General features: G+C 61.7%; 12 protein-coding genes. All 12 read left to right on the forward strand.

Features of this window, described 5'->3' with window-relative positions; all coding sequences use genetic code 11:
• Position 1: 1 nt before the first annotated feature.
• The 12 genes from tssF to BLR63_RS03765 all read left to right on the forward strand — a co-directional run bounded on the left by tssF (position 2) and on the right by BLR63_RS03765 (position 16,340).
• Positions 2-1,789: a type VI secretion system baseplate subunit TssF gene (tssF, locus tag BLR63_RS03710; RefSeq protein ID WP_010565810.1), complete on the forward strand. Its 1,788-nt coding sequence runs from the start codon at positions 2-4 to the stop codon at positions 1,787-1,789.
• A complete protein-coding gene (gene tssG, locus BLR63_RS03715; RefSeq protein ID WP_010565809.1) occupies positions 1,753-2,760 on the forward strand; it encodes a type VI secretion system baseplate subunit TssG in 1,008 nt (335 codons plus the stop codon). The genes tssF and tssG overlap by 37 nt, the downstream gene beginning before the upstream one ends.
• A 12-nt stretch (positions 2,761-2,772) precedes the next feature.
• Positions 2,773-5,385 (forward strand): type VI secretion system ATPase TssH, encoded by a 2,613-nt coding sequence (gene tssH, locus BLR63_RS03720; protein ID WP_010565808.1) that lies wholly within the window; start codon positions 2,773-2,775, stop codon positions 5,383-5,385.
• A 10-nt stretch (positions 5,386-5,395) separates the two neighbouring features.
• Positions 5,396-6,919, forward strand: a complete 1,524-nt coding sequence (locus BLR63_RS03725) for a sigma-54 interaction domain-containing protein (protein ID WP_010565807.1) — start codon at positions 5,396-5,398, stop codon at positions 6,917-6,919.
• 81 nt (positions 6,920-7,000) lie between these two features.
• Positions 7,001-7,141, forward strand: coding sequence for a hypothetical protein (locus BLR63_RS03730; RefSeq protein ID WP_010565806.1), 141 nt, complete (start codon positions 7,001-7,003; stop codon positions 7,139-7,141).
• Positions 7,142-7,158: 17 nt separating this feature from the next.
• Positions 7,159-8,346 (forward strand): type VI secretion system-associated FHA domain protein TagH, encoded by a 1,188-nt coding sequence (gene tagH / locus BLR63_RS03735; RefSeq protein WP_010565805.1) that lies wholly within the window; start codon positions 7,159-7,161, stop codon positions 8,344-8,346.
• A gap of 5 nt (positions 8,347-8,351) precedes the next feature.
• Entirely contained in the window at positions 8,352-8,852 is a 501-nt protein-coding gene (tssJ, locus tag BLR63_RS03740; protein ID WP_010565804.1) for a type VI secretion system lipoprotein TssJ, read from the forward strand.
• Positions 8,853-8,854: 2 nt separating this feature from the next.
• On the forward strand, positions 8,855-10,186 hold the full coding sequence (gene tssK, locus BLR63_RS03745; protein WP_010565803.1) for a type VI secretion system baseplate subunit TssK: 1,332 nt from the start codon (positions 8,855-8,857) through the stop codon (positions 10,184-10,186).
• 5 nt (positions 10,187-10,191) lie between these two features.
• Positions 10,192-11,067: a type IVB secretion system protein IcmH/DotU gene (icmH, locus tag BLR63_RS03750; protein ID WP_010565802.1), complete on the forward strand. Its 876-nt coding sequence runs from the start codon at positions 10,192-10,194 to the stop codon at positions 11,065-11,067.
• Positions 11,068-11,080: 13 nt separating this feature from the next.
• The gene (gene tssM / locus BLR63_RS03755; protein ID WP_010565801.1) at positions 11,081-14,602 is read left to right on the forward strand and encodes a type VI secretion system membrane subunit TssM; all 3,522 of its coding nucleotides are present in this window, start codon (positions 11,081-11,083) and stop codon (positions 14,600-14,602) included.
• The gene (locus tag BLR63_RS03760; protein WP_010565800.1) at positions 14,602-15,330 is read left to right on the forward strand and encodes a PP2C family protein-serine/threonine phosphatase; all 729 of its coding nucleotides are present in this window, start codon (positions 14,602-14,604) and stop codon (positions 15,328-15,330) included. Before tssM ends, BLR63_RS03760 begins: the two co-directional genes overlap by 1 nt.
• Positions 15,327-16,340: a serine/threonine-protein kinase gene (locus tag BLR63_RS03765; protein ID WP_010565799.1), complete on the forward strand. Its 1,014-nt coding sequence runs from the start codon at positions 15,327-15,329 to the stop codon at positions 16,338-16,340. Before BLR63_RS03760 ends, BLR63_RS03765 begins: the two co-directional genes overlap by 4 nt.
• Positions 16,341-16,343 lie beyond the last annotated feature (3 nt).

Raw genomic sequence — 16,343 nt, forward strand, 5'->3', positions numbered from 1 at the left:
CATGTCCTTTAACCACTACTACCAAAGCGAACTCACCGCACTTCGACAGTTGGGTCGTCGATTCGCCGAGCGTAGCCCGGCGTTGGCGCCTTTTCTCGGCGAGGCCGGGCGGGATCCGGATGTGGAGCGGTTACTGGAAGGCTTTGCGTTCCTGACCGGTCGCCTGCGTCAGAAGCTCGACGATGAGTTGCCAGAGCTCAGTCATTCCCTGATGCAACTGCTGTGGCCCAACTACATGCGGCCGTTGCCGGCTTTCAGCATTCTACAGTTCGACCCGTTGAAACACGCCGGCCCGGCGATGAGGGTCGAGCGCGATACGCCGATTGAAAGTCAGCCGGTCAACGATGTGCGCTGCCGTTTCCGTACCTGCTATCCGACCGAGATACAGGCGCTGCGCCTGACCGCGTTGACGTATTCGGTCAAGGGCGACGGTTCGCTGTTGAGCTTGCGTCTGGAGGTGAGTGCAGACGGCCACCTCGGCGAGTTGAAATTGAATCGAGTGCGTCTGCATTTTGCCGGTGAGCGCTATATCAGCCAGATGCTCTACCTGAGCCTGTTGCGCAATCTGGCCGGGATCGAGATGGTGCCCCTGGACGGTTCCGGCAAACCGATCATTGGTGTGAACGGTCAACCGATGGCGTTCAAAGTGCCTGGCAACCGTGTGCAGCCGGTGGGCTTTGCCGAAGAGGAGGCGCTGATCCCCTATCCGCTGAATACCTTCCGCGGCTACCGCTATCTGCAGGAATATTTCGCCTTTCAGGACAAGTTCCTCTTCGTCGACGTCAACGGTCTCGACCAGCTCAACGCGTTGCCGGAAGACACCCTCAAGCAGCTACGCGGTGTGGAATTGCGCTTCGATATCCGCAAGAGCGGCTTGCTGCGCATGCGCCCGACCCTGGACAACGTGAAGTTGCACTGCACGCCTATCGTCAACCTGTTCAAACATGACGCGTTGCCGATTCGCCTCGACGGGAAGCAGGACGAATATCTACTGCTGCCCTCCCGGCACGGCCTGGAAGATTGCGGCGTGTTCTCCGTGGAGGCCGTCATCGGCTGGAAGGCTGGCGGTGTCGGTTATCGGGAATACGTGCCCTTCGAATCATTCGAGCACGACCCCAGCTTCGACGTGCCCAACAGCCGTCCGCATTACAGCCTCCGTCAACGTTCCTCGATGTTGCACGACGGCCTCGACAGCTACCTGAGCTTCGGCACCAGCGACACCGGAACTGATGAAACCTTGTCGATCGAGCTGATGTGCACCAATCAGAATCTGCCGCGCAAGCTCAAGCTGGGCGACATCAACCTGTCGTGCGACAAAACCCCTGAATTTCTAAGCTTTCGCAATATCACCCTGGCCACGTCGAGCTTTGCGCCGCCGCTGAACCGGGATTTTCTGTGGAAGCTGATCAGCAATATGTCGCTCAACTACCTGTCACTGGCCGACGTCAACGCCTTGAAGGTGATTCTCGAAACCTATGACTTGCCGCGTTACTACGATCAGCAGGCTGAAAAGGTCAGCAAGTGCCTGCTCGGCGGACTCAAGTCCATCAAGCACCACCATGTCGACCGCTTGCATCGCGGGCTACCGGTACGTGGCCTGCGCACCGAACTGACCATCGACCCACAAGGCTATATCGGTGAGGGCGACCTGTTCGTGTTCGCCTCTGTTCTCAACGAGTTCTTCGCGCTTTACGCCAGTCTCAATTCGTTTCACGAACTGCGGGTAAAAAGCACACAGGGAGAGGTGTACCAATGGACACCCCGCATGGGCCTCCAGCCGCTTCTTTAAGCGCGCTGAGCCGAGGCATACGCGAGTACTCACTGTTTCAGGCCGTGCTGCTGGTGATTGACCGGCTGCGCGAGGCGCACCCGTATCTGAGTCAGGATGAGCTCTATGACCAGTTGGAGTTCCAGGCCAACCCGAGTCTCGGCTTCCCCGGCAGTGACGTCGATCGTGTGGAGTTTTTCCATGAGCACGGGCAGATGCGCGCGCGCCTGCGCTTCAACCTGATTGGTCTGGTGGGCGCCGGCTCGCCGCTGCCGGCCTTCTATGGCGAGCAGGCACTGGGCGATAGCGAGGATGGCAACCCGACCCGCAACTTCCTGGACGTGTTTCACCATCGCCTGCAACGGCTGATGCTGCCGATCTGGAAGAAGTATCGCTACCGCGCCAGCTTCGAAAGCGGCGCGATCGATCCGTTTTCCGAGCAACTGTTTGCACTGATCGGCCTGGGCGGCCAAGAAATCCGCCTCGCCACAGAACTGAACTGGAAGCGCCTGTTGCCATACCTCGGTTTGTTGAGCTTGCGTGCGCACTCGGCGGCCTTGATCGAAGCGGTGCTGCGTTACTACTTCAAACACGCAGAGTTGACCATCGAGCAGTGCCTCGAACGCCGCGTCGAGATCCTCAACGAGCAGCGCAATTGCCTGGGGCTGGCCAACACCTTGCTCGGTGAAAGCGTGGTGTTGGGGGAACGCGTGCGTGATCGCAGCGGCAAATTCCGTATCCACATTCGCCAACTCGACTGGCAGCGTTTTCACGAGTTCCTGCCGATCGGTTTCGGTTATCAGCCGCTGTGCGCGCTGGTGCGATTCACCTTACGCGACCCGCTTGATTACGACATACGGCTGGTGCTGCGCCACGAAGAAATTCGTGAGTTGCGCATCGGCGAACAAAACGCCTGTCGGCTGGGATGGACCAGTTGGCTCGGCCACGAACGCGCAGACGGGGTCGTCACCCTGGGCAGCAAAACTCATTAAGGATGTGAGCGTATGAGCAACGTAGATCTGCAGCAACTGATACAGGCGCTGGACGCCGAAACCCGTCGGGACCTGGAGCGCTCGGCAGAGCGTTGTGTTGGCCGCGGCGGTAGCAAGGTCCTCGTGGAGGACTTGCTGCTCGGTTTGCTCGAGCGTCCGCAGGGCCTGCTTGCGCGCGCCTTGCAGGATGCCGACGTAGATGCCGGCGAATTGAGCGCCGCCCTGCAATCGCGGGTCGAGCACAGCGCCTCGCGCAACCCGGTGTTTGCCCCGGAATTGGTGCAGTGGCTGCAAGATGGTTTGTTGGTGGCCAACCTTGAGTTGGGCCAGACCCAGGTCGAACAGGCCGCGCTGATTCTCGCACTGTTGCGTAACCCGATGCGCTACGCCGGCAGTCGCTACCAGTCGCTGCTGTCCAAGTTGAATATCGACCGGTTGAAGGAATTCGCCCTGTCCCAGCAGGAAAAAAGCACTACCGCCAAAGCCGTCGCACCGGGGGAATCGCTGCTTGAACGCTTCACCCACAACCTGACCCAGCAGGCACGTGACGGCAAGCTTGACCCCGTATTGTGTCGCGATGACGCCATTCGGCAGATGGTCGATATCCTCGCCCGACGCCGTAAGAACAATCCCATTGTGGTCGGCGAAGCCGGTGTGGGTAAAACCGCAATCGTCGAAGGCCTGGCATTGCGCATCGTCGCTGGTGAAGTGACGCAGGTGTTGAAAGGGGTCGAGTTGTTGTCCCTGGACATGGGGTTGTTGCAGGCCGGGGCCAGTGTCAAAGGCGAGTTCGAGCGTCGTCTTAAAGGCGTGATCGATGAGGTCAAGGCGTCGCCCAAGCCCGTCATTCTGTTTATCGACGAGGCGCACACGCTGATCGGTGCAGGCGCCAACGCGGGCGGTTCCGATGCCGCCAACCTGCTCAAGCCCGCGCTGGCCCGTGGCGAGTTGCGCACCATCGCGGCCACCACCTGGGCGGAGTACAAGAAATACTTCGAGAAAGACCCGGCGCTGGCGCGGCGTTTCCAGCCGGTGCAACTGCATGAACCGACCGTCAGTGAAGCGGTGACTATCCTGCGTGGCCTGGCTCAGATCTATGAAAAAAGCCACGGCATCTACCTGCGTGATGACGCCGTGGTAGCGGCCGCCGAACTGTCGGCGCGCTACCTGGCAGGGCGCCAGTTGCCGGACAAGGCCGTTGATGTGCTCGACACCGCCTGTGCCCGCGTGCGCATCAGCCTGGCTGCGGTGCCGGAAAGCCTGGAGCGCCTGCGTGGCGAGCTGGCCGAAGGTGGCCGTCAGCGTCAGGCCTTGCGTCGTGATGCCGAGGCCGGCCTGTCGGTGGATCACGAAGCATTGGCGCTGCTGGAGGCACGCCTGGAAGAAGCCGAAGCGCAAAGCGCGGTGTTGGAATCCCTTTGGATTGAACAGAAGGAGTTGGCCGAACGTTTGCTGGCGTTGCGTCAGCAACTGGCTGACGCGCGCCAATCCACCGCCACGGCGGGAACCGAGAGTGCTGAAAGCCGCGAGATCGACACCGTCGAGTCCCTGGAATCCGCCCTGAACGACACTCACAGGGCGCTGACGGCATTGCAAGCACAGCAGCGGCTGGTGAGTTTTGAAGTCTGCCCACGCCTGGTGGCCGAGGTGGTCAGCGCCTGGACCGGCGTGCCGCTGGCGCAACTGGCCCGCGAGCACAATGCCAAGGTCGCCAGCTTCGCCACCGACCTGCGCCTGCGCATTCGCGGCCAGGAACAGGCGGTGCACGCGCTGGACCGTTCGATGCGTGCCACTGCCGCCGGCTTGAACAAGCCGGATGCACCGGTGGGTGTCTTCCTGCTGGTGGGCCCCAGCGGTGTCGGCAAGACCGAAACCGCCCTCGTGCTGGCCGATCTGCTGTATGGCGGTGAGCGTTTTATCACCACCATCAACATGTCGGAATTCCAGGAAAAGCACACCGTATCGCGCCTGATCGGCGCGCCGCCGGGTTATGTGGGATATGGCGAGGGCGGCATGCTCACCGAAGCGGTCCGGCAGAAGCCCTATTCCGTGGTGCTGCTGGATGAAGTCGAAAAAGCCGACCCGGACGTGCTCAATCTGTTTTACCAAATCTTTGACAAAGGCGTGGTCAACGACGGCGAAGGGCGCGAAATCGATTTTCGCAACACGCTGATCCTGATGACCTCCAACCTGGGCAGCGACCGTATCGGTGCCCTTTGGGCAAAAGGAGAGCGGCCAAGCGCCGAAGTCCTCGAAGAAACCATCCGTCCCGTGCTCAGTAAGCACTTCAAGCCGGCATTGCTGGCACGTATGCGCGTGGTGCCCTATTACCCGGTCGGCGGCCCGGTATTGCGCGAACTGATCGAGATCAAACTCGATCGTCTTGGCGAGCGCTTGAACCGTCGCCAATTGGCGTTCACCTACTGCCAGAACCTCGTCGATCACCTGGCGCAACGTTGCACCCAGAGCGACAGCGGGGCGCGACTTATCGATCACCTCCTCGATTTGCATGTGCTACCGCTGGTTGCCGACCGCTTGCTGGACGCAATGGCCACGGGCGAAAGCCTCAAGCGTGTTCACGCCACGCTGGACGACAACGCCTGTGTCACGTGCGAATTCACATGAGGTGGGCGTGATGTTTGCTTGCGTGCCGCAACCGTTGACGTATGCCGAAGCCCTGTTGGCCCAGTTCGCCAGCCTGTCCCGGGCCACGGACGGCGCGGCGCTGTTGGAGGCTTTCGTGCGTGGTCTGGCCGAGCTCAGCGCCTGCGAGCTGGCGCAGGTGTATCTGCTGGACGCCACCCATACCCGCCTGGGGATGAATGCCGAGTGCCTGAACGGCAACCTGCAACCCCGTAAAGTGGGAAGCCTGCCAGCGGACTACAACGCCGAGCAACTGCTGCAATTCGCGCTGTGCCAGAACCGCGTGATTGGCCTCTGTGGGTTGAGTGCCAGCCTTCATGAGACCAGTTTCCTGCCGAGTCAGGTGGAACCATGGGAATCGCTGCTGTGCGTGCCCTTGATCAATCAACGGGAAGCGGTAGAAGGCTTACTGCTTTGCGCGAGCCCCCGACAGCTCGATCTGCTGGGGTTTGCGAGCTCATTTGGCCTGCTCGGCTCGTTCGTCGTCGACCAGTTGCATTTGCTGCGGCGTTTGCGCCGGCTCAGCACGGATCAGCCGGCGTTGCCGGTCAGCCCACCGAGCGCCAGTGACTATGGCCTGATCGGTAGAAGCGCGGCCATGCGCCAAGTCTACTCGCTGATCAGCAAGGTCTTGCACAGCCCCTGTACCGTATTGCTGCGTGGGGAGACCGGCACCGGTAAGGAACTGGTGGCCCGGGCCATTCATGATTGTGGTCCGCGTCGTTCCAAGGGATTCATCGTGCAGAACTGCGCGGCACTGCCGGAAAACCTGCTGGAAAGCGAGTTGTTTGGCTATCGCAAAGGTGCGTTTACCGGCGCCGACCGCGACCGGGTCGGGCTGTTCGACGCGGCCGACGGTGGCACGCTGTTGCTGGATGAAGTGGGCGACATGCCGCTGTCGCTGCAAGCCAAGCTTTTGCGGGTGTTGCAGGAAGGTGAGATTCGCCCGCTGGGCTCCAACGACACCCACAAAGTCGACGTGCGCATCCTTGCCGCCACCCACAGGGATCTTTCGGCCCTGGTCCGCGCCGGGCAGTTTCGTGAAGACCTGTACTACCGCCTGGCGCAATTCCCCATCGAGTTGTCCCCCCTGCGTGAGCGCGAAGGAGACATCCTGCTCCTGGCGCGCCACTTCGCCGACAGGGCTTGCGCCTTTTTGCAGCGCGACGAAGTGAGTTGGGCCAGCGACGCCCTCGATCATCTGTCCAACTACACCTTTCCCGGCAACGTGCGCGAGCTTAAAGGCTTAGTCGAGCGGGCGCTGCTGCTGTGCGAGGGCAGCGAATTACAGGTTGAGCATTTCTCCTTGTGCGTGGGTGCCGTGCCGGGAGGCTGCAGCCTGAACCTGCGCGAACGGCTTGATCAAGTCGAGCGCAGCTTGATGCTGGATTGCCTGCGCAAGCATGCCGGTAACCGGACCAACGCCGCCCGTGAACTTGGCCTGCCGCGCCGCACCTTTCTCTACCGCCTGGGCCGCCTGAATATCAACGTGGAGGGGACCGATGGCCAGGCCTGAACCGTTCGCTTTCCATGCATTTTCCGTTAACCGTGCCACCCAAGAGGTCGGTGCCCTTCGCTGTTCCCTGGAGACCCCCTGATGTCTATTCGTCACTGGCAAGCCGTGCTGCTGACCCTCGCTGTTCTATGCGGCCTGGGTGGTTGCGGCGGTAACTATAAATTCAACGACGCGGCCTACCGCCCCCTGGGTGATCCGCAGGCGATCAATCGCGGCAAGTGAACGAAGGAGTATTCCCCATGGAGTTGGTTTTAGAAGTGCTTGGCACCCATCAATTCGTTCCCCTCGAACTGCGCGAGAAGACCTTCAAGCAGGCTGGCGGTGTGATTGGCCGGGGCAGTGATTGCGATTGGATCATTCCCGACCGTAAGCGTCATCTGTCCAGTCATCACGCACTGGTCAGTTATCGCGATGGCGCCTTTTACCTCACCGATACCAGCAGTAATGGTATTCGCGCCGGTGCCAACGGTGCGCGCCTGCGCAAGGGTGAGGCGGTACGCATCGAACACGGCAGCCGGTATGCCATGGGTGACTTTGAAATGCGTGCCCGGTTGATCCGTGATCCGGCTGTATTCGATGTGGACGTCGGACGTCCACAAGCCGCCGGCAGTCTTATTCCTGACGATGCGTTCCTGGACCCGCTCAAAGCCCTGGCTCAGCAAGAGTGCGTGCATTCGGAGCTTGATGAGCTGATCTCATCCCGCCCCCTCATTCAGGACGCTCCCCAGCGCGCCGACTATGCACGCATCGATATGGAAAGCTTGTTGGTGCCGGAACTGGTGGAGGCCCCGGTCGCCCCTGAACCCGTGGCACCGAAAGTCGTCGAGCGCCAGGCCGATGGTTTCTGGGAGCGGTTTGGTGCGGCCCTCGGCGTCGACCTCGAAAAACTGGACCACGATGCCAGAGAGGTGTTGGCCGTGCAGGCTGCGCGTTTGCTCAAGCAGAGCATCGGCGGCCTGCAGCAGAGCCTGCGCACTCGCAGCGAACTGAAAAACGAGCTGCGTTTGGCCCAGACCCTTGTACAAGGCCCGCAAAAGAACCCGCTGAAATTCGCCATCGATGCCGGCGAGGCCCTGGATATCTTGTTGCAGCCCAGCAAGCCGGGCCAGATGCCGGCCGAGCAGGCGGTCTCCCGTGCCTTCCGTGACCTGCAAGCCCATCAAGTGGCGTTGCTGACCGCCAGCCGTGCCGCGATTCGCGCCACCCTGGAGCATTTTTCACCGCAACAACTGACCTTGCGCTTCGAGCGCGATAACAAACCCTTGCTCGCCACCTCCGGCAGTCGCTGGAGAGCCTACGGGCGCTATCACCAGGCGCTGCGTCAGGACGATGACTGGAGCGAGCGCCTGCTGGCGCGGGATTTCGCCCAGGCCTACGAAGAACAGATCCGCCTGATTTCCACCCTCAACATTGACCTCCAAGGATGAAGCCCATGTCTTGCCGATCGACAGTTTTTTTCAAGACGCTGGTCGCGCTGGCCGCGCTGGTGCTGATGGCGGGGTGCGCGTCGCTGTCTCCGTATTCCCATGTCACCAAACTGAACCTGAAGCTGACTGCCAGCGACCGGTTGAACCCGGACCTCAACGGGCGACCGTCGCCGATTGTCGTGCGCCTGTTCGAACTCAAGCATCCGGTGTCGTTCGAGAACGCGGACTTTTTCAGCCTCTATGAACGTGCCAGGGAAGCGCTGGCACCGGACATGGTCGCCAGCGAAGAAATGGAGCTGCGTCCAGGGGAAACCGTGGAGCTCAAGCTCAGCGTGGAGGAGGGCAGTCGCTATGTGGGCGTGCTCGCGGCTTACCGGGATCTGTCGGACACCCGGTGGCGCTACACCCTGCAAGTGACCCCGCTCGGCACGACCGACGTTGATCTGACCCTGGACCAGAACGGCATCCGCAATACCCATTCAACCCTCGCCAAGGCGGATGACTGACCATGAACACCCACAAAGTCATTTGGCAGGAAGGCATGCTGCTACGCCCGCAGCACTTCCAGCATAACGATCGCTACTACGACCACCAGATGAAGAAGCGCACCCAATTGCTGGGCGGCTACAGCTGGGGCTTTCTCCGCCTGGAAATCGACTTGCAGTACCTCAAAATGGGCAAGCTGGTCATCAGTCAGGCTGCGGGGATCCTGCCCGACGGCAGCCTGTTCGAGTTGGGTGGCAACACCGAACCGCTGGCTCTGGATGTGCCGCCGAACACCGGCCATACGCCAATCTACCTGGCATTGCCGCTGGTCACGGGCAACCACATCGAGGCGCGGCGCATGGAGCAATCCGACGTATTGGCGCGCTACATCGCCTACGACGCCGAGGTGGCCGACTCCAACGCCGGTGATGATTGCTCCAGCCAAGTCAGTTGCGCCCGGCCTGATTTCAAGATGCTGCTGGGCGAGCAGCAGACCGACCAGGCCTATGTGAAGCTGAAGATCTGCGAGGTGCTCGACACCACCCCCGACGGGGCCATTAGCCTCGATCCCGACTACGTGCCGACCTACATTCAGACCCATGCCTCCAGCTACCTGCTGTCGTGCCTCAAAGAGGTGATCACCCTGTTGGGGAATCGCGGCGAGTCCATCGCCGAGCGGATTCGCTCCAACGGCAAGGTCGGTGGTGCGGAAGTGGGCGACTTCATGATGCTGCAACTGATCAACCGCACCGAACTTCTGCTGCGGCACTACCTGGACTTGGAACAGGTGCACCCCGAAGCCTTGTACCGTGAATTGCTGACCCTGCTCGGTGACCTGGCGACCTTTTCCAGCGACACCAAGCGCCCGCGCCTGGAGAGCCGATACCAACACAGCGACCAAGGCGCGAGCTTTCGCAAACTGATGGAGGCTATCCGGCAGGTGTTGTCGATGGTGCTGGAGCAGCATGCGATCGAGCTGATCCTGCAGGCGCGCCAGTACGGCATCATCGTGTCGCCGTTACACGACCACAAACTGCTGGGCTCGGCCTCGTTCGTGCTGGCCGTCAGCGCCAATTGCGATAGCGAGGAACTGCGCCAGCGCCTGCCGGCGCACTTGAAGGTCGCCCCGGTGGAGCGCATCCGCCAGTTGGTCAACCTGCATCTGCCGGGTTTCAAGATCAAACCTTTGCCGGTGGCGCCGCGCCAGATCGCGTTTCACGCCAACAAAACCTATTTCATTCTCGAACTCAGTTCTGACGACCTGGCACAACTGGAGCGTTCCGGCGGCTTCGCGTTCCACGTCTCCGGCGAATTCTCCGAGATCGAGCTGAATTTCTGGGCCATCAGGAACTGACCGACATGATCAAGGACATGGAACACCATCAGGACGATAAGACAGTCCTGCTCGACCACCAGGGCCAAGGTCCGGACTCGCGACCGCTCACCGACTTTGCGGCACCGCCGCGTTTGGAGCAGTTGGGGGCGCGCATGATTTACGCCGCGCAATCGCCACCGGCCGAAGCCTTCAACATCAGCCTCAATGCGCTGGTGGCCGCCGCCGGCAAATTGCTGTCGGAGGTGGTGCGGCTCAAGCGCGGCGAAACCCGTGAAGACTTGCATGCGCTCAAAGCACGGCTGACGACCGAGCTGAATAACTTCGGCGTGGTCGCCTCGGGCAATGGCGCTGAAAACGGCCAGATCTCGTCGGCGCGCTACGTGTTGTGCTCGGTGCTCGACGAAGCAGTGGTCACCACGACGTGGGGCGGTGAAAGCGAGTGGTCGCAGATGAGCCTGCTCAGCAGCTTCCACAACGAGACCTTTGGCGGCGAGAAGTTCTTCCGGATGCTGGATGTGCTGTTGAAAGATCCGGTCAAGTACTTGTCCCTGCTCGAGCTGATGTACCTGTGCCTGGCCCTGGGTTTTGAGGGCAAGTATCGCGTGCAACCACGCGGGATGCTGGAACTGGAAGGCATCCGCGACGCCTTGTATCGCCAGATCCGCCACGTGCGTGGGGATGTGCCACGGGAGCTGTCGCCGCATTGGGAAGGCTTGAATGAGCAGCGTCGCAACCTGGTGCGCATCGTGCCTGCGTGGATGGTGGCGCTGTTCACCGTGGTCTGCCTGGTGGTGATGTATTCCGGCTTTGCCTGGGTGCTGAACGAACAGCGCGACACCGTGTTGCAACCTTACCAGCCCATTGACCCCGCTGCGGTCGTGCCGCAGTCACAGCCGTAAACAGGGACGTGTGATGAAAGAGCTATTCAAGAAACTCGGCGCATTCCTGCGCAAGACCTGGGTCTGGACCTTGCTGCTGGTGCTGTCCGTCGCGCTGCTGGTGTGGTTTGCCGGGCCATTGCTGGCGGTGGATGACTACAAATTCTGGGAAGCCGCGACGGCGCGCTTGCTGACCATCAGCGTGCTGTTCCTGATCTGGGGCCTGACGATGGTGTTCGTCAATTGGCGCGCCGGCATACGGAAAAAAGCCGTCGAGGACAGCCAGGACGGTCAGGCGCGTCTGGTCCGTGAAGCGAAGATGGACGAGCAGCAAAGGGAATTGAAGGCGCGTTTCAAGGACGCCCTCCACACCCTGAAAACCTCGAGCCGCTACCGTGGCCGCAGCGAACGCTGGCGCGGCGATTTGCCCTGGTACCTGGTGATCGGCCCGGAGGACAGTGGCAAAACCAGCCTGTTGGATTTCTCCGGGTTGGAATTCCCGATCAACAAGATCGATCACAAAACCACTCGCGATACCCAGGGTACCCGGCATTGCGACTGGTATTTCGCGGATCACGCCGTGCTGGTCGATACCAGCGGCCGCTACTTCAGCCAGGCGGACATCGGTATTGACGGCGGCGCCTGGAACACCTTGCTGCAGCTGCTGCGCAAACGCCGGCGCAGCCGTCCACTCAACGGGGTGCTGGTGACCATCCCGGTGGAAGACTTCCTCGATAGCAGCGGAGAGCAAGTGAAACTACTTGCCCAACAGACCCGTGCGCGACTGTTGGAGGTGCACCAGAAACTGCATGTGGATGTGCCGGTTTACCTGGTGCTGAGCAAGGCCGATCGCCTGCTGGGCTTCGAAGAGTTCTTCGACCAACTGACCCGTGAAGAAAGCGATCAGGTCCTCGGCGCCAGCTTCGGCAAAGAGCAGAGCGGCACCGACGTGACTGCATTGCGCGCCGAGTTCGAAGCGTTGCTGCACCGCCTCAACAGCCAAGTGATCATGCGCATGCACCAGGAGCGCAACACGCAGCACCGTGGTCGTATCCTCGATTTCCCCCATCAGTTGGAACAGATTGGGCAGAACCTGTGCGTGTTCGTTGGAATAGCATTCAGCGCTGATCGCTACCAGCTTGTCACGCAACTGCGTGGTTTCTACCTGACCAGTGCGATGCACCTGGTCGAAAACAAGGAGCAACCCGCCGCGGGTTCAAAACCGGGCACGACCGACGGTGCGCCAGCGACCCTGCACCGTGGCCGTTCGCGCTTCATTCATCACCTGCTCAGTCGGGTGATTTTCCCCGAGGCCGATCTGGCAGGCCTGGACCAGCGCGAGCGCAGCCGTATCCATTGGGGCCAACGCGCCCTTTACATGGGGGCGCTGGCTGCCCTGGGACTGTTCGGCGTGCTCTGGGCCAGTGGTTTTTCCGCCAACTATGAGCGGCTGGAGAACCTGCGCAACCTGGCGCAGAACTGGACGCAGCAACGCTCGGCGCTGGCCGCGCGCGATGATGCGATGGCCGCGCTCAAGACCCTCGACAGCAGCTATGCCGCCACCCAGGTCTTCCCGAAAAAAGGCGATGTGGGCTATCAGGAACGCACGGGCCTGTACCTGGGCAAGACCGTCAACCCGGTGGTCGAACAGGCCTATGAGCGCGAGCTGCGCACGCAACTGTTGCCACGGGTGGCCACGCTGCTGGAAGGGCAGATCCGCGCCAGTATGAAGGACCGCGATCGCCTCCTTAACAGCCTGCGCGCCTACCTGATGCTGAACATGAAGGACCGTCGCGACGTGCCCTGGCTTAAGGAATGGGTCGCGGCCGAGTGGTCCCGACGCTATACCGGCAACACAGCGGTGCAGAATGACCTGAACGCGCACTTCGAGCGTTTGCTCGAGCTGCCGTTTCTCCATCCGATCGACGACTCTTTGGTGGCCCAGGCTCGCCAGGTGCTGCGCGGTGAGTCGTTGGCCACCGTGGTGTATCGCATGCTGCGTGAGCAGGCGCGCAATGTGCCTGAGTACCGTCTGAGCCAACACCTGGGGCCCCAGGGCGCGCTGTTTGTCGGCACCGATTATGTGATCCCGGGGTTCTATACCCAGCAAGGCTACCAGCAGTATTTCTCGGTGCGCGGCTCCCTGCTGGTCACCGACATCCTGCGGGACAACTGGGTGCTGGGCGAAGGCTCGGGCATCAGCGGCATGGACCTGCGTCGCCTGATGGTCGAGCTGGAGCAGCTGTACTTCCGTGATTACGCCAACCACTGGAGCGAGGCAGTGGGCCGCGTGGCGTTGCTGCCGATCAACGACTTCGGTGAAGCCGCCGAACAACTGGCGGGGTTGACGTCCGCCAACTCGCCGATTCTGCAGTTGTTGGTCGAGGTCCGTGAAAACACGCGTTTCCCGGTGCTGGCTGACGATGCCGACGCTGCTGCCGACGCTGCGGGCAAGCTGGTGGAGAAGGGCGGCAAGGCCGGTAAGCTCGCTGCGGCGGTGGCGGATAAAGCTGCCGGCGCACTGGCGAAAAACTTGCCGGACACGGCGAAAAAATCCCTGCAACGACGCTTCGAGCCATTGCACCGTTTACTCGATGGTGAAAACGGTCCGGCAGCCGACCTGACCCCGGCGTTGACTGCGCTCAATGACCTGCAATTGCAGATGGCCAGCCTGGCACGTGCCAGCGCACCGGAACAGGCCGCGTTTGAAATGGCCAAGACGCGCATGGGCGGCCAGCGTGATGCCCTGAGTAACCTGCGCAATACGGCCGGGCGTTTGCCGCGCCCCGTGAGTGCGTGGTTCAGTGTGCTGGCGGAAGATAGCTGGCGTCTGGTGCTGGGTGATGCCTATCAATACCTCAACCAGCGCTATCAGAGCGAGTTGTACGGCTTCTACCGCAAGGCAATCAGCCAGCGCTACCCGTTCAACGCCCACAGCGCCAGCGAGGTGGCGATCAGCGACTTCCGCGAGTTTTTCAAGGCGCAGGGCATTGCTGAGCGCTTCTTCGACACCTACCTGCGTCCATTCGTCAGTGGCGATCCCGGCAACTACCGCATGCGCAGCGTTGATGGCCGCAGCTTGCCGGTCTCGAAGGTGTACCTGGAGCAAATGGCCGCTGCCCAGGTCATCCGCCAGAGCTTCTTCGCCGATAACCCGGCGCAGCCGCAGGTGCAGTTCAAACTGGAGCCGTACACGCTGGACCCGGTGGTCAGCCGTTCCGAGTTCAAGTTTGGCGACAAGACCATCGAGTACCGCCACGGCCCGATCGTGCCAGTGTCATTCAAATGGCCGACCGATGCTGAAGACGGTCGTACTAGCCTGGTGCTCGACAAGACAGTCGGCCGCCCCATAGGGATCGAAAAAAACACCGGCCCCTGGTCGCTGTTCCGTCTGTTCGACCTGATGCAGACCGAATACCTGACGGGTCGTGATGTGTTGGTGCTCAAGGCCGATGTGGGCGGCCTGCGCGCCAACTATCTGCTGACCAGCCAGCGCACGCCTAACCCGTTCGACATGGGCGTGTTGCGCACCTTCCGCATGCCGGTGCAGCTCTGATGCGATCGGCCAGCCGTTGGCGCAGCGCGGCGCGTACGGACGCCGGCAAGGTGCGCTCACGTAACGAAGATGCCTTCCTCGACAGCCCCCGGCAGGGGCTTTGGGTGGTGGCGGATGGCATGGGCGGTCACCAGGGGGGCGATATCGCCAGCCAGTTGATCGTCGCCAGCCTCGCCGAGTTGCCGGTCCAGGCGGACTTCGATGCGCGTCTGACCGGTATTCGCCAGTGCCTGCACTGGCTCAATCGGCGCTTGGGCCAGGAGTTGACGGTCGTCGCCGGGCGCTCCGACAGCATCATGGGCAGTACCGTCGTGGCGCTGTTGGTAGAAGGCAAGCGCGCGGCGTGTGTCTGGGCCGGTGACAGCCGCTGCTACTTGTGGCGCGGGCAGCGTTTGTACCAGTTGTCCAAGGACCATTCGTTTCAACAGCAGTTGATGGACGAGCAGGACTACAGCGCCGAGCAGGCCAGGGCGCATCCGTCCGCCCATGCATTGACCCGTGCAGTGGGCGCGGCGGAGCAACTGACCCTGGATGTGCTGGAACTCGAGGTGCACGCCAGCGATGTGTTTTTGCTGTGTAGCGATGGTTTGTATCAAGGCCTGACCTGCGATGCGCTGGGCAGCGCCTTGAGTCAGTCTGCGCCGCACGTCGCGCTGGCGCGCCTATTCGATGTTGCGTTGCGCGGCTCGGCACGGGACAACCTGACGGCCGTGGTGATCCGACAATGACCAACGATGCGCCATCTGTCGATGACCTGCGGATGAACGAAGAGCAGGACGAGAAACTGACCTACTTTGCGTTCGTCCAGTCCCTCAACGCAAAACCGCGCACGGCCGTTGCCGCGTCGGCCCCGACCAAGGCTGGCTTGGAAGCATTGCCCGAGCTGCTCGCCGGTCGTTACCGCATCGAACGCCTGTTGGGTGCCGGTGGCATGGGCGTGGTTTACCGCGCACGGGACCTGTTGATCGAGCAGTTTGGCGCTCCCGACCCCTATATCGCGCTGAAATTCCTCAGCGAAGCATTTTCCGAAAGCCCTGACGCCAGCGCGCTGCTCTACAGCGAATTTGCCCTGACCCGGCATCTGCGCCATGACAACGTCGTGCGCCTGCACAGCTTTGAAGTGGACACCGAGTACCAGCGCGCCTTTATCACCATGGAACTCATGCGCGGGCTGACCCTGGACAGGCTGTTATGCGAACGCCCACTTGGCCTGCCCTGGAACGAGCTGCGCGGGATCGTGCTGCCGTTGCTCGATGCCTTGGCGTACGCCCATGCGCGCGGCGTCACCCATGGTGACATGAAGCCAAGCAACGTGATGGTCAGCGAGGAGGGCGTGCGCGTATTCGATTTCGGTCTTGGCCAGGCGCAGGAAGGCGTACTGCGTGGCCTGCCCCGACTGAGCCGTGATCGCTTCAACGCCTGGACCCCCGGCTACGCCGCCCCGGAAACGCTCGAAGGTCAGCCGCTGGCGACCAGTGCCGACCTCTACGGCGTGGCCTGCGTGATCTACGAGTTGGCGGGCGGCAAGCACCCCTTTCGCCGCCTGCCGTCGACCCAGGCCCGGGATGAGCGCCTGGAGCGCGACCTGCGAGCGCCCGCGCATTTACCCAAGCACTGCTGGCCGGCCTTGCGCTCAGCATTGGCTTTCGAGGCGGTGGAGCGAACCACTGCCACTCAATTGCGTGACGCACTGGGCGCCACGTCAACTTTGCGGCAACGCCTGCGATTCTGGACGTAGAGG

The organism is Pseudomonas extremaustralis, assembly GCF_900102035.1.
Taxonomy (GTDB): Bacteria; Pseudomonadota; Gammaproteobacteria; order Pseudomonadales; family Pseudomonadaceae; genus Aquipseudomonas; species Aquipseudomonas extremaustralis.

Bases quoted from the DNA above. Each gene is read 5' to 3' on its own strand.
- tssF (WP_010565810.1), top strand. From the start codon at position 2: ATGTCCTTTAACCACTACTACCAAAGCGAACTCACCGCACTTCGACAG.
- tssG (WP_010565809.1), top strand. From the start codon at position 1,753: ATGGACACCCCGCATGGGCCTCCAGCCGCTTCTTTAAGCGCGCTGAGC.
- tssH (WP_010565808.1), top strand. From the start codon at position 2,773: ATGAGCAACGTAGATCTGCAGCAACTGATACAGGCGCTGGACGCCGAA.
- BLR63_RS03725 (WP_010565807.1), top strand. From the start codon at position 5,396: ATGTTTGCTTGCGTGCCGCAACCGTTGACGTATGCCGAAGCCCTGTTG.
- BLR63_RS03730 (WP_010565806.1), top strand. From the start codon at position 7,001: ATGTCTATTCGTCACTGGCAAGCCGTGCTGCTGACCCTCGCTGTTCTA.
- tagH (WP_010565805.1), top strand. From the start codon at position 7,159: ATGGAGTTGGTTTTAGAAGTGCTTGGCACCCATCAATTCGTTCCCCTC.
- tssJ (WP_010565804.1), top strand. From the start codon at position 8,352: ATGTCTTGCCGATCGACAGTTTTTTTCAAGACGCTGGTCGCGCTGGCC.
- tssK (WP_010565803.1), top strand. From the start codon at position 8,855: ATGAACACCCACAAAGTCATTTGGCAGGAAGGCATGCTGCTACGCCCG.
- icmH (WP_010565802.1), top strand. From the start codon at position 10,192: ATGATCAAGGACATGGAACACCATCAGGACGATAAGACAGTCCTGCTC.
- tssM (WP_010565801.1), top strand. From the start codon at position 11,081: ATGAAAGAGCTATTCAAGAAACTCGGCGCATTCCTGCGCAAGACCTGG.
- BLR63_RS03760 (WP_010565800.1), top strand. From the start codon at position 14,602: ATGCGATCGGCCAGCCGTTGGCGCAGCGCGGCGCGTACGGACGCCGGC.
- BLR63_RS03765 (WP_010565799.1), top strand. From the start codon at position 15,327: ATGACCAACGATGCGCCATCTGTCGATGACCTGCGGATGAACGAAGAG.